Below are 26,143 nucleotides of genomic sequence, written 5' to 3'. Positions count from 1 at the left end.
GCCTGCCGCGTCGTCGCTTCGCGCCGGCCATCCCGCCCAAACGCGCCAGCGGCCGCGTTCAACTGAGGTTTCAAGGATGATCCTCTGCATCGACAGCGGCAACAGCCGCATCAAGTACGGCCTGTGGGACGGCGCGGGCTGGTGTCGTAGCGGCAGTTGCCCGCAGGCCGACGGCGCCGCCCTGAGTGAAATCCGGGCCGAGTGGCCGGTACCGCGTCGCATCATGCTCGCCAACGTCGCCGGCAGCGATGCCGAGGCCAGGATACGGGGCGCGCTCGGCGACTGGGGCGGGCGGCTCGAAGCGGTGCGGAGCACGGCGCAGGCCGCTGGCGTGCGTAACGGCTATCGCGATCCCGGCCGTCTCGGCGTCGACCGCTGGTGCGCGCTGATCGGTGCCCGGGCCCTGCGCCCGGGGGCGCTGCTGGTGGTGATGGCCGGCACCGCGACGACGATCGACGCGCTGGATGGCGACGGCAACTTCCTGGGTGGCCTGATCCTGCCCGGACAACAGTTGATGCTCGGCGCGCTGGCCCGCGACACCGCCGGCTTGCCCTTTGCCGCCGGGGAACATCGCGCCTGGCCGCAATGCACCGACGACGCCATCGTCAGCGGTGCCATCGAGGCGCAGGTCGGCGCCATCGAACGGGCCTGGTCGCGGCTGCCGGGGAGCGCGCGGCATTGCCTGCTGTCGGGCGGCAATGCCGGATTGTTGCAGCCTTTCCTTGCCATGAGCATGTCGCGGATGGACAATCTACCCATGTACGGGCTGCTGGAACTGGCCCGCGAAACGTCCAGAGAGACCTGATCCATGGAAATCATTCCGGTTGCCGAACTGAAGATCGGCATGTTCATCACCGAACCGGACTGCCCGTGGACCGAATTTTCGTTCGCCCTGCAGGGTTTCATCATCAGCAAGCCCGAGCAGGTCGAGATTTTTCGCAAGAAGTGCCGTTTCGTGCAGATCGACCGTTCGCGCTCGTTGAACGAGCACTTCACGCCGCCCAAGGAGCGCGTCGATCGCCAGTTGCAGGCGGCGCCGTTGAGCGGGGCAGGCAGCCAGGACGAGGAATTTGCCGGCAGCGCCCTGCCGCCGACGGCGGAACAGGTCGTGCTGCGCCAGCGCCGCCGTCGCTTCCTCGACCTCCTGCACGGCCAGGAAGGCGACGAGCACGTCCGTTCGCTGACCCGCGAACTCGATTACATCGAGCCGCGCTACGACGACCTGCTCGAAGCCCTGAAGCAGACCTTCCGCAACGTCACCGCGGAAATGCAGTTCGATTTCGCCAATGTCCGCGAAGGCGTGCGCGACATCGCCGGCAGCCTGAAGCGCAATCCCGATGCCGTGATGTGGCTGCTGCGCCTGAAGAGTCTCGACCAGTACAGCTTCGACCATGCCATGGACGTCGCGGTCCATGCCCTGCTGCTCGGCGGGCATATCGGCTGGCGCGGCCAGCAACTGCTCGAACTGGGGATCGCCGGGTTGCTGCAGGACGTCGGCAAGACCCAGGTGCCGGCCGAAGTGCTGGCCAAGAAGGAAGCGCTGACCGACGCGGAGCGGCAACTGGTGCGCTCGCACGTCGCCAGTTCTCTGGAAATCCTGACCACCCAGGGCAAGCTGCCGGGCGACGTGCTGCAGATCGTCTCCCGCCACCACGAACGCTGGGACGGCAGCGGTTATCCGCGCGGCCTGCGCTTCGAACGCATCGGCCTGGCCGCGGAAATCGCCGGCCTGGTCGATGCCTTCTGCGCGATGTTGCGCAACAAGCCGTACCGCAACGCCATCGGCCACCAGGAAGCGCTCGAGGAGTTGTTCCAGCAACGCGGCAAGCAGTTCAACCCGGTGCTGATGGAGCAGTTCGTGCAATGCGTCGGGCTTTACCCGATCGGCGTGCTGGTCGAATTCGAATCCGGCGAGGTCGGCGTGGTGATCCAGCAGAACCGCGTCCAGCGTTCGCGCCCGCGCGTGCTGTTGATGCTCGATCAGGGCAAGCTGCCGGTCCGCGATTACCGCCTCGTCGACCTGCGCCAGCCCGAGCTGGCCGCGCTGCGTATTGCCCGGGCGCTGCCGAACGATGCCTATGGACTGTCGTCGCATGACTACTACCTCGGCTAGCCCGGAATCGCTGATCGATTTTGCCGCCTTCAATCTGGGTGAAGACGACCTGCGTTCCCTGGCCAGCCTGGCGCCGCTGTGGAAGGCGTCGCTGGCGGCGGAATTCGCGCGCAGCGAGCCGGACGCCGCGCTGCTGCATTTCCTCGAGCTAACCGATGTGCTGCCTGGCGAAATCGCCGATCCCGACTGGCAGCAGCGCTGGATTCGCGCCTGGCACGAACTGCTGGGCCGGGGTTACGGTCAGGTCGAAATCCTGCGCTGGTTCTTCGATATCGTCGAGGCCTGCGAAACGGTCTTGCTCGGCGGGCGCGACAGCGTCGGCCGGGTGCTGCTCTCCCTGGTCGCTACCTTGCGCCGCAGCGTCAACGCCGCCGTCACCTGCGTGCTGGAGGTGGACGAGCTGGCGCAGCAGGAAGCCATTGGCCTGCCCGGCGAGCTGGCCGCCCTGCGCTTCCTGCGCGAGCTCCTGCAGGGCGGCCGGGTGGTCGGCCTGCTGTCGATCTCGCTGACCAACCGCGATTCCTTCACCTACCTCGACGCCAACGACCTGCAACGCCTGCCGGCGACGCTGGCGCGGCGCATGGCCCGCCATCTGCGCGAGGAGGACCGGGTCTTCATCGGCCGTGAAGGCGAGTGGCTGGTCGTCCTGCCGGATATCAAGGTGATGTCGCAGCCGACCCTGGCCGCCGCCCATATCGAACGGATGTTCGGCGAACCGGTACCGCTGTTCAGTGGCCGCAAGGTCATGGTGCGGCCGACCATCGGTGCGGCGCTGCTGCCGCAGCACGGAGCGAGCGCCGAGACGGCCCTGCATGCCGCACGTCTGGCGCGCTGGGGCGCGCAGGGGCGGCGGCAGTCCTTCGCCTGGTTCGACGCCGGTTTTGCCGAAAGCTGGCAGCAGCGCCACGAGCTGGCCGATGAATTGCGCGAGGCACTGTTCCAGGAAACGCTGGAGCTGCACCTGCAGCCGCAGAACGATCTGGCCGATGGCCGCTGTATCGGCGGTGAGCTGCTGTTGCGCTGGCGACACGAGCGAACCGGCTGGGTGCCGCCGCCGCTGATCATGGAAATGATCGAGGAAAACGGCTGGCGCCTGATGTTCAACGACTGGCTGCTGCGCGCCGTCATGCGGGCGGCCGCCGAACTGGAAAAGGCCGGCATCGGCATCGGCCTCTCGTTCAATCTCACCGCCGCCGACATGCTCGACGACGATCTGCCCGACTTCCTCGAACAGAACCTGCTGACCTGGCGCATCCCCGGCGAACGGTTCACCCTTGAACTGACCGAGTCGGCGCTGATGTTCGACCGCGCCAAGGGTTCGTCGATCATGCACCGGCTGCGCAAGCTGGGCTGCCGGATCGCCCTCGACGATTTCGGCACCGGCTATTCGTCGCTCAGTTACCTGGTCAGCCTGCCGCTCAACGAACTCAAGGTCGATCGCTCGTTCGTCGTCGCCATGCTCGATTCGCCGGACAGCCTGCGCGTCGTCAGCACCATTGTCGACCTCGCCCGCGATCTCGGCATGATGCCGCTGGCCGAGGGCATCGAAGACGAGCAGCAGCGCGATCAGTTGCTGGCGCTTGGGTGTACGGCCGGCCAGGGTTATTTTTACGCGAAGCCGATGGCGATCGAGGAATTCGTCGTCTGGTATCAAAGCGAACAGCAGCACTGAACAAGGGAGTTGCAGATGTCACTGGGAAGCTTCATCCGCAAGCAGTTCATCGACGTCCTGGAATGGACGGAGCCCGGCGACGGCACGCTGGTCTGGCGTTACCCGGTGGCCGACCAGGAAATCCAGAACGGCGCCAGCCTCACCGTCCGCGAAGCGCAGGCTGCGCTGTTCGTCGACGAAGGGCAGATCGCCGACAGCTTCGCTCCCGGTCGCTACCGGTTGACGACATCCACGCTGCCGCTGCTCACCAACCTGCGCCACTGGGACAAGCTGTTCGAATCGCCGTTCAAGAGCGACGTTTACTTCTTCTCGACCCGGCGCCAGATCGACCGCACCTGGGGGACGGCGACGCCGGTGACGGTCCGCGACCGCGAATTCGGCGCCGTCCGCCTGCGCGCCTACGGCACCTACGCCTATCACGTTGCCGACCCGACGCTCTTCTTCCGCCGGGTCTCCGGCAGCGCCGAGCGCTACGACCGCGATGAACTGGAAGGCCAGTTGCGCAGCCTGCTGGTGGCCGGCCTGGGCGATCTCTTTGCCCAGTCGGCGATTCCCTTCCTTGATCTGGCCGCCAACCAGGCAGCGCTTGCCCAGGCGATGCAGGCGCGGGCGGCGGCAGCTTTCGGCGAACTCGGCCTGCAGCTCGATACCCTGGTGCTGCAGAATTTCTCCCTGCCCGACGAACTGCAGAAGGTGCTCGACCAGCGCATTGCCATGGGTATGGTCGGCGACCTGACGCGCTACACGCAGTACCAGGTGGCGAGCAGCATTCCCGACGCGGCGCGCAACGAAGGCGGGTTGGCGGCGATGGGCGCCGGTCTCGGCTTCGGCCAGATGGTTGGTCAGGCGGTGGCCGCGGCGACGCCAGCGGCGCCGGTTGCGCTCACTGCCGACGAGGTGGTGGCGACGCTGGAAAAACTGCACGCGCTGGTCGGCAAGGGCATCCTGTCCCAAGAAGAATTCGACGCCAAGAAGGCGGAACTGCTGAAGAAGCTCGGCTGAACAAGGCGTCAGTCGCCGCCGCCACCGCCGCAACCGCCACCACACCCCCCGCCGTCGCTGCCACCACCGCCGTCGGCGCTGCCCGAATCGCCGCTGCAGCCGCTGCTGCAACCGATGTGGCTGGCGCAGTAGCCGTCGCGACCGGTGCCGCCGGCGGCCAGGCAGTCGAGCTGGTAGACGAAGCCGCCGGCGATGCCCAGCGCCGCATCGAGCGCGAACAGGCGCGGCAGGCGCTGCGGCTGTTTCGGGTTAATCCCCTCGTGCGCGCAGGCCAGCCGCCAGGCGCGCCTGAGCCCTTCGCCGGCCTCGGTCGGCGAGCGCATCGCTTCGACCGGCGTGTGATGCAGGAAGCGGCCGAAGGCGCGGTCGCAGAATTGCCGGTAGTGGCGGGTGAACAGGATGAACTCGTGCCAGGCGTCATCGACCGCCTGCGACGGCATCGCCACCATCTGCCGGCCGGCGGTGTTGCAGATCAGGAAGTAGTCGCGCAGGCCCGCGAAGACTTCGCTGCGCTGTGCTGCATCGAGTTCCGGGCGGCGTGCCGCCAGGCGCCGGTCGAGCTTTTCCTGCAGCGGGAACTGCTCGATGAAGCGCGTCCTCCCGGCTTGCCGCCACTTGCGCCAGGCCAGCCAGACGCCGCACAGGACGGAAGCGAGGAGGACGAACTTCATCAGCGCACGTCGAAACAGAGGTATTTGACCTCGAGGTATTCCTCGATCCCGTACTTCGACCCTTCGCGGCCGATTCCCGACTGCTTGATGCCGCCGAAGGGCGCCACTTCGTTCGAGATCATCCCGGTGTTGACGCCGACCATGCCGTATTCCAGCGCCTCGCCGACGCGCCAGCAGCGGCCGACGTCGCGGCTGAAGAAATAGGCGGCGAGGCCGAACTCGGTGTCGTTGGCCATCGCCACCGCTTCTGCCTCGCTGTCGAAGCGGAAGAGCGGCGCCAGCGGGCCGAAGGTTTCCTCGCGGGCGACGCGCATCGCCGGCGTCACGTCGGCCAGCACGGTGGGCTGGAAGAAGTTGCCGCCGCGTTCGTGGCGGGCGCCGCCGCACAGCACGCGGGCGCCCTTGGCAACGGCGTCGGCGACGTGGGCCTCGACCTTGGCCAGGCCGGCGGCGTTGATCAGCGGCCCCTGGGCGACACCCGCTTCGCTGCCGGCGCCGACCTTGAGCTGCGCGCTGCGCTCGGCGAAGCGGGTGGCGAAGGCTTCGTAGATGCCCGACTGGACCAGAAAGCGGTTGGCGCAGACGCAAGTCTGGCCGGTGTTGCGGTACTTGGCGGCGAGCGCGCCTTCAACCGCGGCGTCGACGTCGGCGTCGTCGAAGACGATGAAGGGGGCGTTGCCGCCGAGTTCGAGCGACAGCTTCTTGACGGTCGGTGCGCACTGCGCCATCAGTAGCCTGCCGACTGCGGTAGAGCCGGTGAAGGAGAGTTTGCGCACGGTCGGATTGGCGCACAGTTCGCCGCCGATCGCCGCCGGCTGGCCGGTGACGACGTTGAAGACGCCCGCCGGGAAGCCCGCCTGCTCGGCCAGGGCGGCCAGCGCCAGGGCGGTCAGCGGCGTCGCTTCGGCCGGTTTGACGACGACCGTGCAGCCGGCGGCCAGCGCCGGCGCCACCTTGCGCGTGATCATCGCCAGCGGGAAATTCCACGGCGTGATCGCGGCACAGACGCCGATCGGCTGCTTGACCACGAGCAGCCGGGTGGTTGACGCCGGGCTGGGGATGCTCTCGCCGTAGGTGCGCTTGCCTTCCTCGGCGAACCACTCGACGAAGGAGGCGCCGTAGATCGTCTCGCCCTTCGCCTCGGCCAGCGGCTTGCCGCCTTCGGCGGTGATCAGGGCGGCGAGATCGTCGGTGTGCTCGAGGATCAGGCGGTTCCAGTTCTGCAGCAACTGCCCGCGGCGGCGCGCGGTGAGCGCCCGCCAGGCCGGCAGTGCGGCGTCGGCGGCGGCGATCGCCCGCCGTGTCTCGGCGGCGCCGCAGCAGGGAACCTCGGCGATGCGTTCGCCGCTGGCCGGATCGACGACGGTCAGCGTGGCGCCGTCGTCGGCACCGACCCATTGACCGTCGATCAGGTTGGCGGTGCGCAGGAGAGTCGGGTTCTGCAAGTTCATGGGCTTGAAAAATCCTGTAAAAACGTTAAGTTACGAATAACTTCAAGAAAAGGCTTTAAGCGATGCGTCGATTGTTCTGTTGGTTGTCGCTGCTCGTCTGCCTGGCGCTTGCTGCTTGCGGCAGTCCCGGGCCGCGCGGCGGATCAACTATAACCCAGGCGCCGCGGGCGGTCAGCGGGCAAGCCAGCGAGGTCGTCATGCTGGCGATGGGGCTGATCGACACCGGCTACCGCTTCGGTGGCAAGAACCCGGAAGCCGGCTTCGACTGCAGCGGCATGGTCGCCTACGTGTTCGACAAGGCGGCCGGCGTCAAGGTCAGCGGCAGCGCCGCCGACATCGCCCGCCGTGGCCGCGCCGTCGGCCGCCACGAACTGCAGCCCGGCGACCTGGTCTTCTTCAACACGATGAATCGCCCGTTCTCGCACGTCGGCATCTACATCGGCGAACAGCGCTTCGTGCACGCGCCATCGACCAACGGCCGGGTCCGCGTCGAGCGTCTCGACAGCGAGTACTTCGCGCGTCGTTACGAAGCCGCGCGTACCCTGCTCGATTGAAACAGCGCGAGTCATGGACGCGCTTCCGCTGATGAGGGTACAATTGCGGCCTTTCCGCCCGTAGCTCAGCTGGATAGAGTACTGCCCTCCGAAGGCAGGGGTCGTGCGTTCGAATCGCGCCGGGCGGGCCAGAATATCAGAGGGTTGGATCGTCGAGGTCCAACCCTCTTTTTCGTTGGCCCTCGGTTAGCCCTCCTCGACCTCTGCTGGCCTGGTCCACCTTCACTGCGCATGAGGATCGAGCAGCCCAGCCTGATCGGAGTTCGTGACTGCCTGATTGCGCCTTATGCCGCGTGTCGGGACACGATCCCATGTTCTTCCGAGAACGAATCTCGGCGCGTTGAACGGTCTGAATCCTACTGGCCCAGGCTCAGCGTCCGGTTGTGATGGCTGCGGCGCAGCAGCGACCATTGCAGCAACCCGGTGATGGCGGCCAGCAGGGCGAGCGGCAGAACGCTTTCGTTCAGCAGGAGGCCGACCAGATTGCTGATGGCCAGCGCACCGGTCATGCTGATTGCCCCGAACAGCCCGGCCGCGCGCCCTGCCGAGCCGGGAAACGGTGCCAGCGAGCCGATCTGGGTGCAAGGGAAGATGATGCCGTGCGAGAACATCGACAGGCATTGAAAGGCGACCAGCAACCACCAGTTCATCACCCCCAGCAGGCAGCAGGCGACGAATGCGACACCGGCCAGCGCCATTGCCGTGCTCCCGGCGAGCAGGGTTCTTTCCGTTCCCAGCGCGATGAGCAGGCGTCGGCAGAGAAAGGCGCCGGCGAGATAGCCGGCGCAGCCAATGGCGAAGCAGTAGCCATAATTGCCGGTCGAGACGCCGAGCAACTCGATCAGCGCGAATGCCGAGCCGGAGATGAAGACGAAGATGTTGCCGTAGCTGAGGGCCGCAGTGAGGGCGTAGCTGCGAAAAGCCGGGTGGGCGAGCATGGCGCGATAGCCGGCCGCCGGTCCGGTTGGGCCGGCGGCCGGTGTTTCCCGCCAGTGCCAGGCCAGTGCCAGCAGCAAGGGGGCGGCGCCGGCGAGAAAGATGAAGGCTGCCTGCCAGCCAAAATGAATCTGTAGCTGGGCGCCGATCACCGGTCCCGAGACGACCGCGAAGGCCATGTAGCTGGAGGCCTGGGCCAGTTTGCTGGCGCCGATGGCGGGGGGGTAACGATCACGGATCAGCGCGCGCGCCGTGACGATGGCGATGCAGCAGCCGCATGCCTGGGCAAAACGTGCCGCGATGAGCAGGTAGATGTTCGGCGACAGTGCGCAGGCGGCACTTGCCAGCAGGTAGAGGGCGAGTCCGCCAAGCATGACGCGGCGCCGGCCGAAGCGGTCGGACAGCGGCCCGCCGAGCAACTGGATCAGCCCGAAGCCGACCGAGAAGAAAACCAGGGTCTGCTGGACCAGTATCTTTGGCGCCGCGAATGCGGTGGCCAGATGGGGCAGGGAAGCCAGGTAGAGGTCGGTGGATAGCGGCTGCAGCATCAGGCAGCCGGCAATCAGCAGGATAAGCCGGGGTTCGCTCACGAATCTGTCCGTAATGAGTGTGGGAACAAACTCTAGCGGTCGGCATCGTTTTGCCCAATGCCGGAAAGCCACTAGGAGCTATTCCGCATTTGGCTAGCCGGGCTTGGCGATAAACATCGAGCAACATGTATCGCAATATTCAATACCTGATATGGGCCGGCCGGGCTATGCGAGGGATGGGCCTTTGACGACAATCGGTGCAGCTAACGGGCATTCCAGCGGTGTGTTTTTAGCGACTCGACAAAATTGACTTACGGAGACAATAAACATGAACGTCAAACATGTACTTGCGGCTGCCGCGTTGGCCGTGCTGATTCCCGGGGCTGTTTCGGCCCAGGAGGTCGTTCTCAAGGTTGCCCATTTCGTGCCCCCGACCGCCCCGGGGCACACCAAGTTCATCGCGCCGTGGTGCGACAAGGTTGCAAGCGAGTCGGCCGGGCGCATCAAGTGCCAGATCTATCCGGCCATGCAATTGGGCGGGACGCCGGCACAACTGCTGTCCCAGGTCCGCGACGGTGTTGCCGACGTGGTGTGGACCCTGCCGGGCTATACCCCCGGTCGTTTCCCGGTGACGGAAGTTTTCGAGCTGCCGTTCATGACCCGCGAGCAGGAAGGTTCTTCGCGCGCGCTCTGGGATTTCGTGCAGAAGAATACCCTGGCCACCGAGTTTGCCGGCCTGCGCCCGCTGGCGACCTGGGTGCCCGGCCCTTACACCCTGCACCTGCGTGCCGCCCAGCCCAAGGTGATGGCCGACCTCAAGGACATGAAGATCCGCAGTTCTTCCCGTCTGACCACCCGCCTTCTGTCGGCGCTCGGCGCCAGCCCGGTCGGCATGCCGGTGACGCAGATGTCCGAGGCCCTGTCCAAGGGGGTGATCGAAGCCACCATGCTGCCGTGGGAAGTGGTGCCGGCGATGAAGGTCCACGAACTGACGAAGTTCTCCGCTGAATTCGGCGGCGACCACACGCTGACGACGACGACCATGGTTTTCGTCATGAACAAGAAGAAGTACGACAGCCTGCCCGCCGACCTGAAAAAGGTGATCGACGCCAACAGCGGTCGCGAGACCTCGGCCTGGGTCAGTGCCCAGCTGAAGAGCGCCGACGCTGCCAGCCGTAGCGCGACCCTGAAGAACGGCAACGTGATCTACCAGATTCCGGCAGAAGAAACCGCCAAGTGGAAAAACACCGCCAGGACGGTCAACGACGAATGGGTCAAGGAGGTGTCGGCCAAGGGCGTCGATGGCAACAAGTTGCTCGCCGAGGCCAACGCCCTGGTCGATCAATACGCGACCAAAAAATGATTCGGGGGCGGGCCGGTGGCACGCCAGGTTGTGCTGCCGGCCCGCTGTCGAAGGAAGCGGAGAGCGAGATGGCTGAAGTGATGGATGAGCCCCGGGCGCGCAAGCTGGGGGCGGTGGGGCGGACGATCGAGAAGTTGTGTCAGGCGATGGCGATCATGGCCGGTGCGGCGTTCGTGATCGAGATGCTGCTGTCGGCGGTCAGCGTGCTGTTGCGTATGGTCATCGGGCGCGGGGTGGGCGGTGACTTCGAGTTGGTGCAGATGCTGTCGGCAGTGGGTATCGCCCTCTGTCTGCCTTACTGCCAGTTCCAGAAAGGGCATGTGTTCGTGGATTTCTTCACGCTTTGGGCGCCGGCTTCCCTGAAACGCCTGCTCGACGCGTTTGCCGCCTTGCTGTTGGCGGCCTGCGCATTTTTTCTGGCCTGGCGGATTTGGGAAGGCATGGGCGAACTGCGTGAGTTCGGCGAGGCGAGCATGGTCCTCAACCTGCCGGTCTGGTGGGGTTATGTTCCGGTCGTGCTGGCATTCGTCATGCTCGGCATTGCCGCATTGCATACCGCCCACGGCGAATTGCTTGGAGATCAAGATGAGTAGCACGACGATAGGCTTGATCATGGGCGGGGTCATGATGTTCTTCATGGCGGCGCGGATTCCGGTCGGCATCACGATGTTCCTGACCGGGGCCATCGGCTATGTCTGGGTTTCCGGGCTCGATCCCCTGCTTGGCTTCCTGAAGAATGCCCCTTACGGACGGTTTTCGCTGTACGACCTGTCGGTCGTTCCCCTGTTCCTGCTGATGGGGCAGTTCGCCACTCACGGCGGCCTGTCGCGCTCCCTGTTCAAGGCCGGCAACGCCTTCATCGGGCACTGGCGGGGCGGCATGGCGATGGCCGGCACGGCCTCCTGCGCCGGCTTCGGCGCCATCTGCGGTTCGTCGCTGGCGACGGCGGCGACCATGGCCCACGTCGTTTTGCCCGAACTCCGGCGCCATCAATACAAGCACTCGCTGGCCGCCGGTTCGCTGGCCGCCGGCGGCACGCTCGGCATCCTGATTCCGCCGTCGGTGCCGCTCGTCATCTACGGCATCCTCGCCGAGCAGAACATCGCCAAGCTTTTTCTCGCCGCCTTCGTGCCGGGCGTGCTGGCCGCGATCGGCTACATGGTGGTGATTTCGATCGTCGCCCGCGTGAATCCGGAGTCCGCCGGTCCCGGGTCGCCGCGTCACAGTTGGCGGGAACGCCTGGAGGCGCTGATCGAAACCTGGCCGGTGCTGCTGGTGTTCCTGGTGGTGATCGGCGGCATCTACGGCGGCCTGTTCACGCCCACCGAGGCGGCTGCCATCGGCGCCCTGGCGACCGGGGTCGTCGCCTGGAAATCCGGCGGCCTGAAGGGCAAGGGGCTGCTGGAGTGCTGTTTCGGCACGGCCAAGGGCACCGGCATGATGTTCCTCATCCTGCTCGGCGCCGACACCCTCAATTCTTTCATGGCGATTTCCCAGCTTCCCGCCGAGGCGGCGAACTGGGTGCAGCAGATGGGCTTCGGACCGTGGACGGTATTGCTGGCGATCATCGTCGTCTACCTGCTGCTCGGCTGCGTCATGGACAGCCTGTCGATGATCCTGCTGACCATCCCGATCTTCCTGCCGATCATTCTCGGCATGGATTACTGGGGGCTGAGCGCCGACGACAAGTCGATCTGGTTTGCCATCGTCGCCCTGGTCGTCATGGAGGTCGGCTTGATCACGCCGCCGGTCGGGATGAATGTCTACATCATCGGCGGCATCGCCCGGGACATCCCGATGGCCACCATTTTCCGCGGTGTGATGCCTTTCCTGGCCTGGGATGTGCTGCGTATCGGCATCCTGCTGCTTTTCCCCAGTATTTCCCTCGTTGCCTTGAAGTTCTTCGGCTGAAGCCTAGTGCCGCACGGCCGCCCTCGGGCGGCCGTTGCCTATTGCTGGTTCTGTCCGCGGAAGGTGCCCGGCGAGTGCCCGGTCAGGCGTTTGAAAAAGCGGCAGAAGTACGGCGGGTCGGAAAAGCCCAGTTCGTAGGCAAGCTGGGAAACCGGAACGCCGGTGTAGATCAGGCGTCGCTGGGCTTCCAGCAACAGGCGCTCCTGAATCAGGGCGAATGCCGTGCGGCCGAAGCGTTTCTCGCACAGGCGATTGAGCCGGCTTTCGCTGAGATTGAGATGCTGGGCATAGCGGCCGACTGACCAGTGCTCAAGATGGTGTTGCTCGATCATCTGCTGAAAGCGTTGGGCCGTCGCACGCATGCCGTCGTCCGGCTGCGCGTCCTCCTGACGTAGCGTGGCGCGTACCAGAAGCAGCAGCAGCGAACGAACCAGCCAGACGTAGAGCGTTGTGCTGCCAGCCCCCGGGTTCGCGAACTCGGCCTCGATCGGCTCGAGGATGCCGCGGATGCGTCCCGCCATGTCGTCGGCGGACAAGGCGATCACTTCCGCTCCGCCGCGCAGCACCGAAAACATCTGGGTGCCGTCCGGCGAGGCGCTGGCAAGACCTCCGGCATCGAGGGTCAGCACGCAGCCCTCGGTGCCGGGCTGGAACTTGAAGGCATGGATGACGCCCTCGGGAATGACCACGGCAAACGCGGCGCCGTAGTCCTGTTCCTCGCTGTCGAGACGGATGCGTGCGTTGCCGGAAAAAACGAACAGCAGTTGCAGCAGTCCGTTGTGCACATGGGTTTCGATCTGCCAGTTGCGTGCCGCACTGCGGGCGGAGATTTTCTCGATATGGAGAAATTCCCGGACGATTTCGGTTCGGGTTTCGCCATAAAGCGAAAACTCTGGAACAAGAATGCTCATCTCTCTTCGCTACCCTTTGGTCGGCGTAATCCCCGGGTATTTTGACCTGTGTTGTCGAAAAAGTGCAATTCGTTGCGCCCGGCGAGATTTTTCCGACGTGGTTTGTGCGGCCTTCGCCCGCCGCGACCGCGGGGGCACCGGATGCTGCGCTGCACCAAGCTGCTATGCCTGTCTCGCCGATTTCGCGGAGGGCTCTCGGGAAACCGCGATCGGTCCATTCCCGCATAGCAGATATATGGTTTTTGCTAAATGAAAAGTCCAATTGATTGCCTTGATCGTCCAATACTTTGAGCGCGCCAGCCCCTAGTCTTGCAAGCAGTCCGGAGCCACGGACGTAACGATTCGATTGCCGGAAGGCCCGACGCGGGTTTCTCCGGGCGGTTGCTTCAATCCAACAGGAGACAAGGATGAAAACCAGTGTTTGTATCATCGGCGGCGGCCCCTCGGGCCTGATGCTTTCCCAGTTGCTGCACCTGCAGGGCATCGAGACGGTCGTTCTCGAACGGCAGAGCCGCGAGTACGTGTTGAGTCGCATCCGGGCCGGCGTTCTCGAACATGGCTTTGCCGAGTTGATGCGCGAGGCGCAGTGTGGCGAGCGCATGGACCGCGAGGGCGAAATCCACGAGGGCTTCATCATCGCCCACGATGGCAAGCAGAGCCGCGTCGATCTGCACAAGTACAGCGGCGGCAGCTCGGTCGTCGTCTACGGCCAGACCGAACTGACCCGCGATCTTTACGAAGCGCGCGACCGGATGAACGGTATCGTCATCCACAACGCCGAGGACGTGCAGCCGCACGACCTCACCGGGACGCCCTACGTGACTTACCGCCAGGGCGACGAGATCGTGCGCATCGACTGCGATTACGTGATCGGCGCCGACGGCTTCCACGGCGTCAGCCGCAAGTCGATTCCGAAGAACGTGCTGAAGGAGTACGAGAAGGTCTATCCCTTCGGCTGGCTGGGCGTGCTGTCGCGCACCAAGCCGGTGTCGCCGGAACTGATCTATGCTCGCCACGAACGTGGTTTCGCGCTGTGCTCGCTGCGCTCGCAGGTACTGAGCCGTTATTACGTCCAGGTGCCGCTCAGCGACTCGGTCGAGGACTGGTCGGACGAGCGCTTCTGGGAAGAACTGAAGCGGCGCCTGCCGGAAGAAGTGGCCGGGCGCCTGATCACCGGCCCGTCGATCGAGAAGTCGATCGCCCCGCTGCGTTCCTTCGTCGCCGAGCCGATGCGTTACGGCAATCTGTTCCTTGCCGGCGACGCCGCCCACATCGTGCCGCCGACCGGCGCCCGCGGTCTGAACAGCGCCGCTTCCGACATCTATTACCTGTATCACGCGCTGGTCGACCACTACAAGCAGGGCGACGACAACGGTCTCGACAACTACTCGGCCAAGGCGTTGGCCCGGGTGTGGAAGGCGCAGCGCTTCTCGTGGTGGATGACGACGATGCTGCACACCTTCCCGGACAGCCTGCCTTACGACCAGAAGCTGCAGCAGACCGATCTCGACTACCTGTTCTCGTCGGAGGCGGCGCAGCGCTCGCTGGCCGAGAACTACGTCGGCCTGCCGTTCTGAGCCGGCCTTGCCACCCGCCGGCTACTGCGCCAGGCGGGTGGCGACGACACGCTGGATCAGCTCGATCAGCGCCCGCTGCGTCGCGGTGATCTGGCGGTGCGAGTTCATCCCCAGCGACAGCTTGGCTTTCAGCCCGTCGCCCTGGACCGAGCGCAGCCGGAACTTGCGCTCGCCGGCCAGGTTGGCGACGGCGGTCTGCGACAGGATCGCGTAGCCGAAACCTTCGCCGACCAGGTCGAGAATGGCGTTGATCCCGTCGACCTCGAAGGCGATGCTCGGCCGCAGCCCGAGGTTGGCGAGTGCGCTTTCGATCAGCATGCGGATCGCGTTGGGGCGGCTGGGAACGATCAGCGGATAGTCGGGCAGCTCGTCGATGGCGACCGGTGTGGTCGGCCGGCTGTCGGTTTCAGGGCTGACCAGGAAGAGCTCTTCTTCCAGCAGCGGCGTCAGGTCGACGTCGGGCGATGGCGTCGCGTTGTAGAGCAGGGCGACGTCGAGGCGGCCGGAAACAAGCGATTCGTGCATGCCGGTGCTCATGCCCTCGCGGATCGCCAGTTTGGCGGCGGGGAAGTTCTCCTTGAATTCGCGGAAGATCGGCACCGCCAGGATCTTCAGCAGGCTCGGCGGCAGGCCGAGGGCGACGTGGCCGACCAGCGCGCCGCGCGCCCGGCCGAGTTCCTCGCGCATGCGTTCGACCTGGTAGAGGATGCCGCGACCGTATTCGAGCAGCAGCTTGCCGGCGTCGGTGGTGACGACGCCGCGGCCGTTGCGCAGGAGCAGGTTCTGTTCGAATTCCAGTTCGAGCATCCGGACCTGGCGGCTGAGCGCCGGCTGGGCGATGTCGAGGAGGATCGAGGCGCGCGTGAAACTGCCGAGCTCGGCGACGCGGACAAAATACTCCAGCTGTTTGAGATCCATTCAAGTGACTCCGGTAACAGGTCGCGATGGCCGATGGCGGCCGCTGTCGGCGTGCATTTCAGCTGTCCTTGCCCGCTTCGCCGGCCAGGGCGGGATCGATCATGATCGCGCTGAGCGTATGCAGCACCTGCCGTAGATTCTGCTGCAGCGCGCTGCGCTGGGTGGCGCTGAGCTTCGTCAGCATGCCGCTCTCGAGGCGGGCAACCTGTTCATGCGCCTGGTCGAGCAGCGCCTGGCCGGCCGTGGTCAAGCTGAGGCGGACGATGCGGCCGTGCGAGGGGTCGGGCGCCCGTTCGACCCAGCCCTTCTTCTCCATCAGCTTGATCATCTCGTTGGCCGACTGCGGCGAGATCAGCGAGCGCTCGGCGAGTTGGGCGTTGCTGATCTGCGACTGCGACTCGAGGAAGGAGAGCGCGGTGTATTGGGCGACGCTCAGCCCGAGCGTCGTCAGCGCGTCGCGGATGCGCCGGTTGACCGCGTGGTCGAGGCGGCCGATCAGGTAGCAGAAGCCGCTGGGGCGGAGCTTGTCTTGGCTGCTCAGGCCGCCGATCAGTGAGTTCATGGCGATTCTCGATGGATTCCCGGTGGTTTTCTGGATAGGTGACTGTTGGCAGGTTGCCTGATATCGAGGTGCGATCTTACCGCAGCCGACTGTCGTCAGGGGAGTGGCAAAAATTAATCATTGGGGAATCGATTGCAGGGTATTGCGTTTTTATTTTTATCCCTTATTATTCGTCTCATATCAGGTAGCCTGATATTTCCAACCACTAAGGAGACAGAATATGTCCAAGTATGAAGGCCGCTGGAGCTGCGTGAAGGTCGAGCTCGAAGAGGGCATTGCCTGGGTCACGCTGAATCGCCCGGAAAAGCGCAACGCGATGAGCCCGACGCTCAATCGCGAGATGATCGATGTACTGCAGACGCTGGAACTCGACGAGGAGGCCGTGGTCCTGGTGCTGACCGGCGCCGGTGATTCCTGGACGGCCGGCATGGACTTGAAGGAATACTTCCGCGAGACCGACGGCAAGCCGGAAATCTTCCAGGAACGTTCGCGTCGCGAGGCCTGCGAATGGCAGTGGAAACTGCTGCGCATGTACAACAAGCCGACCATCGCCATGGTCAACGGCTGGTGTTTCGGCGGCGGTTTCTCGCCGCTGGTCGCCTGCGACCTGGCGATCGCCGCCGACGAAGCGACCTTCGGCCTGTCCGAAATCAACTGGGGCATCCCGCCGGGCAACCTGGTCAGCAAGGCGATGGCCGATACCGTCGGTCACCGCGAATCGCTGTACTACATCATGACCGGCGAGCCGTTCAGTGGCCAGAAGGCGGCCGCGATGGGCCTGGTCAACAAGAGCGTGCCGCGCGCCCAGTTGCGCGACGAGGTCGTCGCCCTGGCCAGGAAGCTGCTCGCCAAGAACCCGGTCGTGCTGCGCTACGCCAAGAACGGCTTCAAGCGCTGCCGCGAACTCGACTGGGATCAGAACGAGGACTACCTGTACGCCAAGCTCGACCAGTGCATCGGCCGCGACCCGGAGCAGGGGCGCAAGGAAGGCATGAAGCAGTTCCTCGACGACAAGACCCTGAAGCCGGGTTTGCAAACCTATCAGCGCGCCAAGTAAGCGCCAGCGTGAAAAAAATACCGGTGGCCCCACGGGGCGCCGGAATTCCTATCCAGGAGGAGACGATGAGAAAAGTTGAATTGCTGATTGGCGGCGAAAGCCGTCCGGCCGCCAATGGCGCCAGTTTCGAGCGGCGCAATCCGGTCAGCGGCGAAGTTGCGACGCTGGCTGCCGCGGCCACGCTGGCCGATGCCGATGCCGCGGTGGCTGCTGCTGCCGCCGCCTTTCCGGCCTGGTCGGTGCTGGCCCCGAGCGCCCGCCGCGCGTTGTTGCTGAAAGCGGCCGACATCATGGACCGGCGGGCGCCGGAGTTCGTCGCCACCGGTGTTGACGAAGCGGCCTCGACGCCGATCTGGTACGGCTTCAACGCCATGCTGGCGGCCAACATGCTGCGCGATGCGGCCGGTCTGGTCACCCAGGTCGGCGGCGAGGTGATTCCCTCCGACATCGACGGCAACCTGGCGATGGCGGTGCGGCAGCCGGCTGGTGTCGTGCTCGGCATCGCGCCGTGGAATGCGCCGGTGATCCTCGGCACCCGTGCCATCGCCGTGCCGCTGGCTTGCGGCAACACCGTCGTGTTGAAGGCTTCCGAACTGACCCCGGGCCTGCACCGGTTGATCGGTGAGGTCTTTGTCGAAGCCGGCTTCCCGGCCGGCGTGGTCAATGTGATTTCCAATGCGCCGGCCGACGCGCCGGCCATTGTCGAGCGGCTGATCGCCAACCCGGCGGTCAAGCGCGTGAATTTCACCGGTTCGACCCACGTCGGCCGGATCATCGGCCAGCTCGCCGCCAAGTACCTGAAGCCGGCGGTGCTCGAACTGGGCGGCAAGAACCCGATGCTGGTGCTCGACGACGCCGACCTCGACGAGGCGGTGACGGCGGCGGCCTTCGGCGCCTACTTCAACCAGGGCCAGATCTGCATGTCAACCGACCGCATCATCGTCTCGCGCAGCATTGCCGCGAGCTTCGTCGAGCGGCTGGCAGCCAAGCTGGCGACGATGCGGGCCGGCAAGCCGGGCAGCGAAGGCTGCATCCTCGGCGCCATGGTGACGCCGGAAGCGGCGGCGCGCGTCGAGCGCCTGGTCGCCGATGCCGTCGCCAAGGGCGCCAGCCTGCCCACCGGGGCAGTCCAGTGCGACGGCGCCGTGCTGCAGCCGGTGCTGGTCGACGGCCTGACGCCGGAAATGGAGCTGTACCGGGAAGAGGCTTTCGGCCCGGTGGTCACGGTGCTGCGCGTCGATAGCGACGAAGAGGCGATCCGCCTGGCCAACGACAGCGAGTATGGCTTGTCGGCGTCGGTGTTCAGCAAGGACATCGGGCGGGCGCTGGCGGTTGCCAAGCGCATCGAGTCGGGCATCTGCCACATCAACTCGTCGACCGTGCATGACGAGGCGCAGATGCCTTTCGGTGGCGTCAAGGCGTCCGGTTACGGCCGCTTCGGCGGCAAGGCCGGCGTTGCCGAATTCACCGACCTGCGCTGGATCACCATCCAGACCACGCATCGCCACTACCCGGTGTAAGGCACTGCCTCAAGGGCGGGGCGGTCCGTTGCCGGGCCGTCCCGCCGCGTCAAACGATCAATTCTGGAAATTCGTATGGACAGTTACGCTGCGCCCCTGCGCGACATGCGCTTCATCCTCGACCATCTGGTCGGCATCGACCGGATCGCCGCCCTGCCGGGTTGCGCCGACGCCGAACCCGACCTCGTGCACAGCATCCTCGAGGAAGCCGACAAGTTCGCGGCCGGCGTGCTGGCGCCGCTCAACAAGGTCGGCGACCGTGAAGGCTGCCGCCTCGACGGCGACCGGGTCGTCGTGCCGAACGGTTGGCAGGAAGCCTGGGACCAGTTCGTCGCCAGCGGCTGGCTCGGCCTGTCGCTGCCTGCCGAGTACGGCGGTCAGGGGCTGACCAAGTCGCTGTGGGCGCCGGTCTGGGAAATGTGGTTCTCGTCCAACCTGGCGTTCACCATGCTGCCGCAGCTCACCCTCGGCCAGACCGAGGCGCTCGAAGTGGCCGCCGACGAAACGCTCAAGGCGCGCTATCTGCCGAAGATCGTTTCCGGCGAATGGGCCTGCAACATGAGCCTGACCGAGCCGCAGGCCGGTTCCGACCTCGCCGCCGTGCGCATGCGCGCCGACGCGGCCGGCGACGGCAGCTACCGGCTGTCCGGCCAGAAGATCTTCATTTCCTACGGCGACCACGAACTGGCCGCCAACATCGTGCATCTGGTGCTCGCCCGGCTGCCCGACGCGCCGCCCGGCATCAAGGGCATCTCGCTGTTCCTGGTGCCGAAGTTCCTGGTCAATGCCGACGGCAGCCTGGGCGAGAAGAACGACGTGCGCGCCGTCGCCCTCGAACACAAGCTCGGCATCCACGGCAGCCCGACCTGCACGCTGGCCTACGGCGATCATGGCGGTGCCGTCGGCTATCTGGTCGGCGAGCTGAACCGCGGCATCGAATACATGTTCGTGATGATGAACGACGCCCGTTTCGGCGTCAGCGTCCATGGCGTCGCGCTCGCCGAGCGCGCCTACCAGATGGCGCTGCGCTACGCCGGCGAGCGCGTCCAGGGCAAGGTGCTGGGGGCGGCCGGCCTGCCGATCGCCGCGCATCCCGACGTCAAGCGCCAGTTGCTGGCGATGCGCACGCGCATCTTCGCCATGCGCGCGCTGGTGTACACCGCCGCCGGCTGGTTCGACCACGCCCGGCACAATCCCGACCAGGAAGCCGCTGCCCGCTGCCGCCGCTACATCGACCTGCTGATGCCGGTGCTCAAGGCCTGGAACACCGAAACCGGCAACCTGGTCTGCGACGACGCGATCCAGGTCTTCGGCGGCATGGGCTTCGTCGAGGAAACCGGCATCACCCAGCATTACCGCGATTCGCGGGTGACCCGGATCTACGAGGGAACGACTGGCATCCAGGCCAACGACCTGGTCGGCCGCAAGATCCTGCGCGAGAACGGCGCCACGCTGCGCGAGCTGCTTGCCGACATCCGCGCCGAGACCACCGCCCTGGCGCTGGTGAACGACCTGGCCGGCCACGCCCACGCCTTGTCGGTCAATCTTGCCGACCTCGAGCGCGCGCTCGACTTCCTGCTCGCCCAGGGCCAGGGGGCGCCGGCGCTGGTCCAGGCCGCCGCCGTGCCCTTCCTGCATCTGAGCGGCCTGGTCTGCGCCGGCTGGCAGGTGGCCCGGGCGGCGCGCGCCGCGCACGCCGGGCTGGCCACCGGTGCCGATAACGCCGACTACCTGCGCGGCGTGCTCGCCATCGCCGATTTCTGGTTCGCCACCTACGCGCCGCAGGTCCGTGCCTGGAGCGAGACGGTGCAGGCCGCGGCCTGCGTCGTCGCGGCGCCGGATGCGGCGCTGCACGGCTAGCCGGCGCCAGACCCACAGAAAAAAAGAGGAGACAACATGAACAACCCAGCTTTCCAAACCGTCATCGACAGTGATTTTCGCCCGGTCAGCATCGGCCATCCGCCCCCCGAAATCCACCACGACGCCGACGGCGTCTGGCATATCCGGCCGCTCGAAGCGCTCGGCGATTACCCGCCGCGCCTGACCGACCGTCTGGTCGACGGCGCCCGCGATTTCCCGGAACGCACGCTGATGGCCGCCCGCGGTCCGGATGGCGAGTGGATTCGCATCGGCTACGGCGAGATGCTCCAGCGTGCGCGGCGCATCGGCCAGTGGCTGCTCGACCACGGTGTCTCGGTCGAACGGCCGCTGCTGGTGCTGTCCGGCAACGACCTCGAACACATCCAGTTGATGCTCGGCGCGATGTACGCCGGCGTTCCGTATTCGTCGGTGTCGCCGGCCTACTCGCTGGTCGCCACCGACTTCGGCAAGCTGCGCCACATCGTCGGCACGGTCACTCCGAGCGTCGTCTATGCTGCCGCCGGCGAGCCCTTCGCGCGGGCGATCGCCGGCGCGATCGACGCTGAGGTCACGGTCGTTCTCGGCAAAGGCGAGTTGTCCGAGCGCGCCAGCATTCCTTTCGCCGAACTGCTGCAGGTCGAACCGACCACGGTCGATGCCGCCAACGCTGCCGTTGGCCCCGATACCATCGCCAAATTCCTGTTCACCTCCGGCTCGACCAAGCTGCCGAAGGCGGTGACGACGACCCAGCGCATGCTCTGCGCCAACCAGCAGATGCTGCTGCAGACCTTCCCGGTGTTCGCCGAAGAAGCGCCGGTGCTGGTCGACTGGCTGCCGTGGAACCACACTTTCGGCGGCAGCCACAACGTCGGCATCGCGCTCTACAACGGCGGCAGCTTCTATATCGACGACGGCCAGCCGACCCCCAAGCGCTTCGCCGAAACCCTGCGCAACCTGCGCGAGATTTCGCCGACCGTCTATTTCAACGTGCCCAAGGCCTGGGAAGACCTGACCGTCGTCCTTGAGCACGACGCCGAGTTGCGCGAGGTCTTCTTCGCCAAGCTCAAGCTCTTCTTCTTTGCCGGCGCCGGCCTCTCGCAGGCCGCCTGGGACCGCCTCGACCGGGTTACCGAAGCGCATTGCGGGCACCGCATCCGGATGATGGTCGGCCTCGGCATGACCGAGACTTCGCCGTCCTGCCTGTTCTCCACCGGCGGCGTCATCGGCGCCGGCTACGTCGGCCTGCCGGCGCCCGGCTGCGAGGTCAAGCTGGTGCCGACCGACGGCAAGCTGGAGGCGCGCATGCGCGGCCCGCACGTGATGCCCGGTTACTGGCGCAACGCCGAGCAGACGCGGGCGGTGTTCGACGCCGACGGCTATTTCTGCACCGGCGACGCGCTGAAGTTCGTCGACGAAGCCCGGCCCGAACTGGGCATGGTCTTCGACGGCCGCATCGCCGAGGACTTCAAGCTCTCCTCCGGCACCTTCGTCAGCGTCGGGCCGCTGCGCGCCAAGGTGATCACCGAGGGCGCGCCCTATGTCCAGGACATCGTCGTCGCCGGTATGAACCGCGACGAGATCGGCGTGCTGGTTTTCGCGCGGGTTCCCGAGTGCCGGCAACTGGCCGGCCTCGGCGACGATGCCGACCTCTTCGCGGTGATGACCCACCCGAAGGTGCGCGAGCATTTCGCCGGCCTGCTGACGCGCCTCAACCGCACGGCGACCGGCTCGGCCAACCGCATCGCCTGGCTGCGCCTGCTCGAAACCCTGCCGTCGATCGACCACAGCGAAGTCACCGACAAGGGCTCGATCAACCAGCGCGCGGTGCTGACCCGCCGCACCGAGCTGATCGAGGCCTTGTACGCCGGTCAGGACCCCTTCCTGATCGCCGGCTGAGACGCCCATGCTCGACGTCAACTTCAGCGACCGCCTGCTGCGCCTGACGCTGGCGCGGCCGGCCAAGCGCAACGCGATCGACAGCGCGCTGCTCGGCGCGATCGAGCGGGCGGTCGACAACCTGCCGGAAAGCGCCGGGGCGATCCTGATCGCCGGCCAGGGGCCGCATTTCTGCGCCGGTCTCGACCTCGCCGAACATCGGGCGCGCGATGCGCAGGCGGTGTTCGCCATCTCGCAGCGCTGGCAGCGGCTGTTCAGCCGCCTCCAGGAAAGCGGCCGGCCGATCATCGTCGCGCTGTCCGGCGCGGTGATCGGCGGTGGCCTCGAACTGGCGGCGCTCGGTCATATTCGCGTCGCCGACAGCACCAGCTTCTACCAGTTGCCGGAAGGGCGCCACGGGGTGTTCGTCGGTGGCGGCGGCTCGGTGCGCATTGCCCGCCTGATCGGTGCCGACCGCATGGGCGAGATGATGCTGACCGGGCGCCGGCTCGACGCCGAGGAAGGCGCCCGCCTTGGCCTGTCGCACTACCTGGTCGGTCCCGGCGAAGCACTGGCCCGGGCCGAAACGCTGGCGCGCCAGGTGCTGGAAAACGCCAGCCTGGCCAACTGGGCGATCGTTTCGGCGCTGCCGCGCATTGCCGAAATGAGCGCCGGCAACGGCTTCTTCGTCGAATCGCTGACCGCGGCGCTGACCCAGACCGGGCCCGAAGTTGCCGGGCGGATCGGCGCTTTCCTGGATAGGGGGCAAGCGTCATGAATTGCGACGAGCTGATTGCCATCGATTTCCATACGCACGCCGAAGTCTCGTGCTGCCAGGGCCACGACCCCTTTGGCGACGAATTCGATCGCGCCGCCGACAAGTATTTCGGTTCGGACCGCCGGCCGACCATTGCCGAGACCGTCGCCTACTACCGCGAACGCAAGATCGGCCTGGTCATGTTCACCGTCGATGCCGAGGCGCAGATCGGCCGCCGGCGCATTCCCAACGAGGAAATTGCCGAGGCGGCGCGGGCCAATGCCGACATGATGATCGCCTTCGCCAGCATCGATCCGCACAAAGGCGTCATGGGCGCCCGCGAGGCGCGGCGGCTGATCGAGGAGCACGGCGTGCGCGGCTTCAAGTTCCACCCGACGGTGCAGGGCTTCCAGCCTTACGAGCGTTTCGCCTGGCCGCTCTACGAGGTGATCGCCGAGTACCAGTTGCCGGCGATCTTCCATACCGGCCATTCCGGCATCGGCAGCAGCATGCGCGCCGGCGGCGGGCTGCGCGTCGGCAATTCCAATCCGATGCTGCTGGAAGACGTCGCCATCGATTTCCCCGACATGCAGATCGTCATGGCCCACCCCAGTTGGCCGTGGCAGGACGAGGCGCTGTCCTTGTGCCTGCATAAGCCGAACATCTGGATCGACCTCTCCGGCTGGTCGCCGCGCTATTTCCCGCCGCAACTGGTGCAGTACGCCAACACGCTGCTCAAGGAGCGCACCCTGTTCGGCTCCGATTTTCCCCTGATCACCCCCGACCGCTGGCTGGCCGATTTCGCGAAGGCCGGCTTCCGGCCGGAAGTTGCGCCGCTGATCCTGAAGCAGAACGCGATGCGCCTGCTCGGTCTCGGTCGCCCTCATTCCACGGAAGGAAAGCCATGAAGATACTGGTCCCGGTCAAACGGGTCGTCAACTACAACGTCAAGATCCGCGTCAAGGCGGACGGCAGCGGCGTCAACCTGGCCAACGTCAAGATGAGCATGAACCCCTTCGACGAAATCGCCGTCGAAGCGGCGGTCCGCCTCAAGGAAGCCGGCATCGCCAGCGAGGTCGTCGCCGTCTCCTGCGGTGTCGCCGCCTGCCAGGAAACCCTGCGCACGGCGCTGGCCATCGGCGCCGACCGCGCCATCCTGGTCGACAGCGATGCCGAACTGCAGCCGCTGGCCGTCGCCAAACTCTTGCAAGCCCTGTGCGACCGGGAGCAGCCGCAACTGGTGATCTGCGGCAAACAGGCAATCGACGACGACGCCAACCAGACCGGCCAGATGCTGGCCGCGCTCGCCGGCTGGCCGCAGGCGACCTTCGCCTCGAAGATCGCGATCGCCGACGGCCAGGCCACGGTCACCCGGGAAATCGATGGCGGCCTGGAAACGCTGCAGCTCGCGCTGCCGGCTGTGATCACCACCGACCTGCGCCTGAACGAACCGCGTTACGCGACCTTGCCCAACATCATGAAGGCGAAGAAGAAACCACTCGCCACGCTGACGCCCGCCGAGCTGGGCGTCGACGTGACGCCGCGCCTGCGCACCCTGAAAGTCGCCGAACCGCCCTCGCGCAGCGCCGGGGTCAAGGTGGCGGACGTCGCCGAACTGGTGGCCAAGCTGAAGAACGAAGCGAAGGTGATCTGATCATGAGCATTCTCGTCATTGCCGAACACGACAACGCCAATCTCAAGGCGTCCACCCTCAATACCGTAGCTGCCGCCAGCAGGATCGGCGGCGAAATCCATGTGCTGGTTGCCGGGGCCGATTGCGCTGCCGTCGCCCGCCAGGCGGCCAGCCTGCAGGGCGTGGCCAAGGTCCGCCTCGCCGACGCCGCGCATTACCAAAGCCAGACGGCGGAAAACCTGAGTGCCCTGGTGCTCGCCCAGTCCGCCGGCTACTCCCACATCCTGGCGCCCGCCACCACCTTCGGCAAGAACCTGCTGCCGCGCGTTGCCGCCTTGCTCGACGTGGCGCAGATTTCCGAGATCGTCGGCGTCGACTCGGCCGATACCTTCGTGCGCCCGATTTACGCTGGCAATGCCCTGGCCATGGTCAGGAGTGCCGATGCGGTCAAGGTCGTCACCGTGCGCAGCACCGCCTTCGAAGCTGTCGCCAGCGGTGGCTCTGCTGTCATCGAGAACGTCGCCAACGCTACCGACACGGCGCAGTGCGCGCTGCTCGGCCGCGAACTGAGCAAGTCCGAACGTCCCGAACTCGCAGCGGCCAGCACCATCGTTGCCGGCGGTCGCGGCCTGGGCAGTGGCGAGAACTATCGCACCCTGCTCGAACCGCTGGCCGACAAGCTCGGCGCCGCGCTCGGCGCTTCCCGCGCCGCCGTCGATGCCGGTTTCGTGCCGAACGACTACCAGGTCGGCCAGACCGGCAAGATCGTCGCGCCCGATCTCTACCTCGCGGTCGGCATTTCCGGCGCCATCCAGCACCTGGCCGGGATGAAGGATTCGAAGGTGATCGTCGCCATCAACAAGGATCCCGACGCGCCGATCTTCCAGGTTGCCGATTACGGCCTGGTCGGCGATCTCTTCGAACTGGTGCCGCAACTGATGACCCAACTGGCGGTAGCGACGCCCTGATTTCTCTGCTCCTCTGCGAACCTGGGACGCTTTTCCGGTCCCAATTTGCCGGTTCGGCGCGCAAGCGCCGGGCCGGTTTTTTTCTTCTCCAGCGCAGCGCGACATGCCGTGTCGGCTGGGCAAGCCTGCCCGCTTCGGCAGGTGCGGGGGGGGGGGGCTTTAATTACTGATTGGTGGATTGTTTCACTATTGTGTTTTTCCGGTAATGGCGTAACATCGGTTTTGTGTCAGGGTTCCTGATAACAAACTGACTCAAACCGTTGTCATTGCGGGGCCCCGGGAGAAACCGGGGGCGCGCCCGC

Annotated in this window: 23 protein-coding genes and 1 tRNA gene; 18 read left to right on the top strand and 6 right to left on the bottom strand. The window is 65.9% G+C overall.

All coding sequences use genetic code 11. From position 1 onward, the window contains the following. Nucleotides 1-76: 76 nt before the first annotated feature. The 4 genes from AC0KWY_RS12070 to AC0KWY_RS12055 are packed head-to-tail and all read left to right on the top strand — an operon-like array spanning nucleotide 77 to nucleotide 4,787. Nucleotides 77-805, top strand: a complete 729-nt coding sequence (locus AC0KWY_RS12070) for a type III pantothenate kinase (protein ID WP_474025740.1) — start codon at nucleotides 77-79, stop codon at nucleotides 803-805. A gap of 3 nt (nucleotides 806-808) precedes the next feature. Next, the gene (locus tag AC0KWY_RS12065) at nucleotides 809-2,113 is read left to right on the top strand and encodes an HD-GYP domain-containing protein (protein WP_474025739.1); all 1,305 of its coding nucleotides are present in this window, start codon (nucleotides 809-811) and stop codon (nucleotides 2,111-2,113) included. Then, nucleotides 2,094-3,785 (top strand): putative bifunctional diguanylate cyclase/phosphodiesterase, encoded by a 1,692-nt coding sequence (locus AC0KWY_RS12060; protein WP_474025738.1) that lies wholly within the window; start codon nucleotides 2,094-2,096, stop codon nucleotides 3,783-3,785. Before AC0KWY_RS12065 ends, AC0KWY_RS12060 begins: the two co-directional genes overlap by 20 nt. Nucleotides 3,786-3,800: 15 nt before the next feature. Next, entirely contained in the window at nucleotides 3,801-4,787 is a 987-nt protein-coding gene (locus AC0KWY_RS12055) for an SPFH domain-containing protein (RefSeq protein WP_474025737.1), read from the top strand. An 8-nt stretch (nucleotides 4,788-4,795) separates the two neighbouring features. Here AC0KWY_RS12055 and AC0KWY_RS12050 read toward each other — a convergent pair whose 3' ends face one another. Beyond that, the gene (locus AC0KWY_RS12050; RefSeq protein ID WP_474025736.1) at nucleotides 4,796-5,458 is read right to left on the bottom strand and encodes a glycine-rich domain-containing protein; all 663 of its coding nucleotides are present in this window, start codon (nucleotides 5,456-5,458) and stop codon (nucleotides 4,796-4,798) included. After that, complete coding sequence (locus AC0KWY_RS12045) at nucleotides 5,458-6,909, bottom strand: NAD-dependent succinate-semialdehyde dehydrogenase (RefSeq protein WP_474025735.1); 1,452 nt, start codon at nucleotides 6,907-6,909, stop codon at nucleotides 5,458-5,460. Before AC0KWY_RS12045 ends, AC0KWY_RS12050 begins: the two co-directional genes overlap by 1 nt. A 62-nt stretch (nucleotides 6,910-6,971) precedes the next feature. Between AC0KWY_RS12045 and AC0KWY_RS12040 the strand changes: the two genes are divergently transcribed. Together AC0KWY_RS12040 and AC0KWY_RS12035 are read left to right on the top strand one after the other, a co-directional pair. Further along, nucleotides 6,972-7,463, top strand: a complete 492-nt coding sequence (locus AC0KWY_RS12040; RefSeq protein WP_474025734.1) for an NlpC/P60 family protein — start codon at nucleotides 6,972-6,974, stop codon at nucleotides 7,461-7,463. A gap of 54 nt (nucleotides 7,464-7,517) precedes the next feature. Next, nucleotides 7,518-7,594: transfer RNA gene (locus AC0KWY_RS12035), tRNA-Arg, on the top strand. A gap of 225 nt (nucleotides 7,595-7,819) precedes the next feature. Here AC0KWY_RS12035 and AC0KWY_RS12030 read toward each other — a convergent pair. Then, complete coding sequence (locus AC0KWY_RS12030) at nucleotides 7,820-8,989, bottom strand: multidrug effflux MFS transporter (protein WP_474025733.1); 1,170 nt, start codon at nucleotides 8,987-8,989, stop codon at nucleotides 7,820-7,822. Nucleotides 8,990-9,257: 268 nt separating this feature from the next. On the opposite strand from AC0KWY_RS12030, the gene AC0KWY_RS12025 reads away from it, so the two are divergent. From AC0KWY_RS12025 to AC0KWY_RS12015, 3 genes are all read left to right on the top strand, one after another. Further along, entirely contained in the window at nucleotides 9,258-10,292 is a 1,035-nt protein-coding gene (locus AC0KWY_RS12025) for a TRAP transporter substrate-binding protein (protein ID WP_474025732.1), read from the top strand. 68 nt (nucleotides 10,293-10,360) lie between these two features. Beyond that, nucleotides 10,361-10,885: a TRAP transporter small permease gene (locus tag AC0KWY_RS12020; protein ID WP_474025731.1), complete on the top strand. Its 525-nt coding sequence runs from the start codon at nucleotides 10,361-10,363 to the stop codon at nucleotides 10,883-10,885. Further along, nucleotides 10,878-12,203, top strand: a complete 1,326-nt coding sequence (locus AC0KWY_RS12015; RefSeq protein ID WP_474025730.1) for a TRAP transporter large permease — start codon at nucleotides 10,878-10,880, stop codon at nucleotides 12,201-12,203. Before AC0KWY_RS12020 ends, AC0KWY_RS12015 begins: the two co-directional genes overlap by 8 nt. A 38-nt stretch (nucleotides 12,204-12,241) precedes the next feature. Here the strand turns inward: AC0KWY_RS12015 and AC0KWY_RS12010 are convergent, their stop codons facing one another. Next, nucleotides 12,242-13,114, bottom strand: coding sequence for a helix-turn-helix domain-containing protein (locus AC0KWY_RS12010; protein WP_474025729.1), 873 nt, complete (start codon nucleotides 13,112-13,114; stop codon nucleotides 12,242-12,244). A 407-nt stretch (nucleotides 13,115-13,521) separates the two neighbouring features. Here AC0KWY_RS12010 and pobA point away from each other — a divergent pair, with 407 nt between their 5' ends. Beyond that, entirely contained in the window at nucleotides 13,522-14,691 is a 1,170-nt protein-coding gene (gene pobA / locus AC0KWY_RS12005; RefSeq protein WP_474025728.1) for a 4-hydroxybenzoate 3-monooxygenase, read from the top strand. Nucleotides 14,692-14,712: 21 nt separating this feature from the next. Here pobA and AC0KWY_RS12000 read toward each other — a convergent pair whose 3' ends face one another. Both AC0KWY_RS12000 and AC0KWY_RS11995 read right to left on the bottom strand, forming a co-directional pair. Continuing rightward, nucleotides 14,713-15,609 (bottom strand): LysR substrate-binding domain-containing protein, encoded by an 897-nt coding sequence (locus tag AC0KWY_RS12000; RefSeq protein WP_474025727.1) that lies wholly within the window; start codon nucleotides 15,607-15,609, stop codon nucleotides 14,713-14,715. A 58-nt stretch (nucleotides 15,610-15,667) separates the two neighbouring features. Further along, nucleotides 15,668-16,171 carry a MarR family winged helix-turn-helix transcriptional regulator gene (locus AC0KWY_RS11995; RefSeq protein ID WP_474025726.1) on the bottom strand — a complete coding sequence of 168 codons (504 nt, stop codon included), beginning with the start codon at nucleotides 16,169-16,171 and terminating at the stop codon, nucleotides 15,668-15,670. 220 nt (nucleotides 16,172-16,391) lie between these two features. Between AC0KWY_RS11995 and AC0KWY_RS11990 the strand changes: the two genes are divergently transcribed. The 8 genes from AC0KWY_RS11990 (at nucleotide 16,392) to AC0KWY_RS11955 (ending at nucleotide 25,841) form a co-directional block, all read left to right on the top strand. After that, nucleotides 16,392-17,228 (top strand): p-hydroxycinnamoyl CoA hydratase/lyase, encoded by an 837-nt coding sequence (locus AC0KWY_RS11990; protein ID WP_474025725.1) that lies wholly within the window; start codon nucleotides 16,392-16,394, stop codon nucleotides 17,226-17,228. A 65-nt stretch (nucleotides 17,229-17,293) separates the two neighbouring features. Next, nucleotides 17,294-18,748, top strand: a complete 1,455-nt coding sequence (locus tag AC0KWY_RS11985; protein ID WP_474025724.1) for an aldehyde dehydrogenase — start codon at nucleotides 17,294-17,296, stop codon at nucleotides 18,746-18,748. Nucleotides 18,749-18,823: 75 nt separating this feature from the next. Beyond that, nucleotides 18,824-20,608 (top strand): acyl-CoA dehydrogenase, encoded by a 1,785-nt coding sequence (locus AC0KWY_RS11980; protein WP_474025723.1) that lies wholly within the window; start codon nucleotides 18,824-18,826, stop codon nucleotides 20,606-20,608. A 36-nt stretch (nucleotides 20,609-20,644) separates the two neighbouring features. Then, nucleotides 20,645-22,504 carry a feruloyl-CoA synthase gene (locus AC0KWY_RS11975; RefSeq protein ID WP_474025722.1) on the top strand — a complete coding sequence of 620 codons (1,860 nt, stop codon included), beginning with the start codon at nucleotides 20,645-20,647 and terminating at the stop codon, nucleotides 22,502-22,504. Nucleotides 22,505-22,511: 7 nt separating this feature from the next. Beyond that, nucleotides 22,512-23,261 carry a crotonase/enoyl-CoA hydratase family protein gene (locus AC0KWY_RS11970; RefSeq protein ID WP_474025721.1) on the top strand — a complete coding sequence of 250 codons (750 nt, stop codon included), beginning with the start codon at nucleotides 22,512-22,514 and terminating at the stop codon, nucleotides 23,259-23,261. Continuing rightward, nucleotides 23,258-24,148: an amidohydrolase family protein gene (locus AC0KWY_RS11965; protein WP_474025720.1), complete on the top strand. Its 891-nt coding sequence runs from the start codon at nucleotides 23,258-23,260 to the stop codon at nucleotides 24,146-24,148. Before AC0KWY_RS11970 ends, AC0KWY_RS11965 begins: the two co-directional genes overlap by 4 nt. Next, nucleotides 24,145-24,894 carry an electron transfer flavoprotein subunit beta/FixA family protein gene (locus AC0KWY_RS11960; protein WP_474025719.1) on the top strand — a complete coding sequence of 250 codons (750 nt, stop codon included), beginning with the start codon at nucleotides 24,145-24,147 and terminating at the stop codon, nucleotides 24,892-24,894. The genes AC0KWY_RS11965 and AC0KWY_RS11960 overlap by 4 nt, the downstream gene beginning before the upstream one ends. Before the next feature lie 2 nt (nucleotides 24,895-24,896). Beyond that, a complete protein-coding gene (locus tag AC0KWY_RS11955; protein ID WP_474025718.1) occupies nucleotides 24,897-25,841 on the top strand; it encodes an electron transfer flavoprotein subunit alpha/FixB family protein in 945 nt (314 codons plus the stop codon). The last annotated feature ends 302 nt before the right edge of the window (nucleotides 25,842-26,143 follow it).

This window comes from Azonexus sp. MM2026_4, assembly GCF_055901855.1.
This window is presented reverse-complemented; position numbering and strand designations above follow the sequence as displayed.

Excerpts from the sequence above, each read along its gene's own strand:
- AC0KWY_RS12070 (WP_474025740.1), top strand. The coding sequence starts at position 77 with ATGATCCTCTGCATCGACAGCGGCAACAGCCGCATCAAGTACGGCCTG.
- AC0KWY_RS12065 (WP_474025739.1), top strand. The coding sequence starts at position 809 with ATGGAAATCATTCCGGTTGCCGAACTGAAGATCGGCATGTTCATCACC.
- AC0KWY_RS12060 (WP_474025738.1), top strand. The coding sequence starts at position 2,094 with ATGACTACTACCTCGGCTAGCCCGGAATCGCTGATCGATTTTGCCGCC.
- AC0KWY_RS12055 (WP_474025737.1), top strand. The coding sequence starts at position 3,801 with ATGTCACTGGGAAGCTTCATCCGCAAGCAGTTCATCGACGTCCTGGAA.
- AC0KWY_RS12050 (WP_474025736.1), bottom strand. The coding sequence starts at position 5,458 with ATGAAGTTCGTCCTCCTCGCTTCCGTCCTGTGCGGCGTCTGGCTGGCC.
- AC0KWY_RS12045 (WP_474025735.1), bottom strand. The coding sequence starts at position 6,909 with ATGAACTTGCAGAACCCGACTCTCCTGCGCACCGCCAACCTGATCGAC.
- AC0KWY_RS12040 (WP_474025734.1), top strand. The coding sequence starts at position 6,972 with ATGCGTCGATTGTTCTGTTGGTTGTCGCTGCTCGTCTGCCTGGCGCTT.
- AC0KWY_RS12025 (WP_474025732.1), top strand. The coding sequence starts at position 9,258 with ATGAACGTCAAACATGTACTTGCGGCTGCCGCGTTGGCCGTGCTGATT.
- AC0KWY_RS12020 (WP_474025731.1), top strand. The coding sequence starts at position 10,361 with ATGGCTGAAGTGATGGATGAGCCCCGGGCGCGCAAGCTGGGGGCGGTG.
- AC0KWY_RS12015 (WP_474025730.1), top strand. The coding sequence starts at position 10,878 with ATGAGTAGCACGACGATAGGCTTGATCATGGGCGGGGTCATGATGTTC.
- AC0KWY_RS12010 (WP_474025729.1), bottom strand. The coding sequence starts at position 13,114 with ATGAGCATTCTTGTTCCAGAGTTTTCGCTTTATGGCGAAACCCGAACC.
- pobA (WP_474025728.1), top strand. The coding sequence starts at position 13,522 with ATGAAAACCAGTGTTTGTATCATCGGCGGCGGCCCCTCGGGCCTGATG.
- AC0KWY_RS12000 (WP_474025727.1), bottom strand. The coding sequence starts at position 15,609 with ATGGATCTCAAACAGCTGGAGTATTTTGTCCGCGTCGCCGAGCTCGGC.
- AC0KWY_RS11995 (WP_474025726.1), bottom strand. The coding sequence starts at position 16,171 with ATGAACTCACTGATCGGCGGCCTGAGCAGCCAAGACAAGCTCCGCCCC.
- AC0KWY_RS11990 (WP_474025725.1), top strand. The coding sequence starts at position 16,392 with ATGTCCAAGTATGAAGGCCGCTGGAGCTGCGTGAAGGTCGAGCTCGAA.
- AC0KWY_RS11985 (WP_474025724.1), top strand. The coding sequence starts at position 17,294 with ATGAGAAAAGTTGAATTGCTGATTGGCGGCGAAAGCCGTCCGGCCGCC.
- AC0KWY_RS11980 (WP_474025723.1), top strand. The coding sequence starts at position 18,824 with ATGGACAGTTACGCTGCGCCCCTGCGCGACATGCGCTTCATCCTCGAC.
- AC0KWY_RS11975 (WP_474025722.1), top strand. The coding sequence starts at position 20,645 with ATGAACAACCCAGCTTTCCAAACCGTCATCGACAGTGATTTTCGCCCG.
- AC0KWY_RS11970 (WP_474025721.1), top strand. The coding sequence starts at position 22,512 with ATGCTCGACGTCAACTTCAGCGACCGCCTGCTGCGCCTGACGCTGGCG.
- AC0KWY_RS11965 (WP_474025720.1), top strand. The coding sequence starts at position 23,258 with ATGAATTGCGACGAGCTGATTGCCATCGATTTCCATACGCACGCCGAA.
- AC0KWY_RS11960 (WP_474025719.1), top strand. The coding sequence starts at position 24,145 with ATGAAGATACTGGTCCCGGTCAAACGGGTCGTCAACTACAACGTCAAG.
- AC0KWY_RS11955 (WP_474025718.1), top strand. The coding sequence starts at position 24,897 with ATGAGCATTCTCGTCATTGCCGAACACGACAACGCCAATCTCAAGGCG.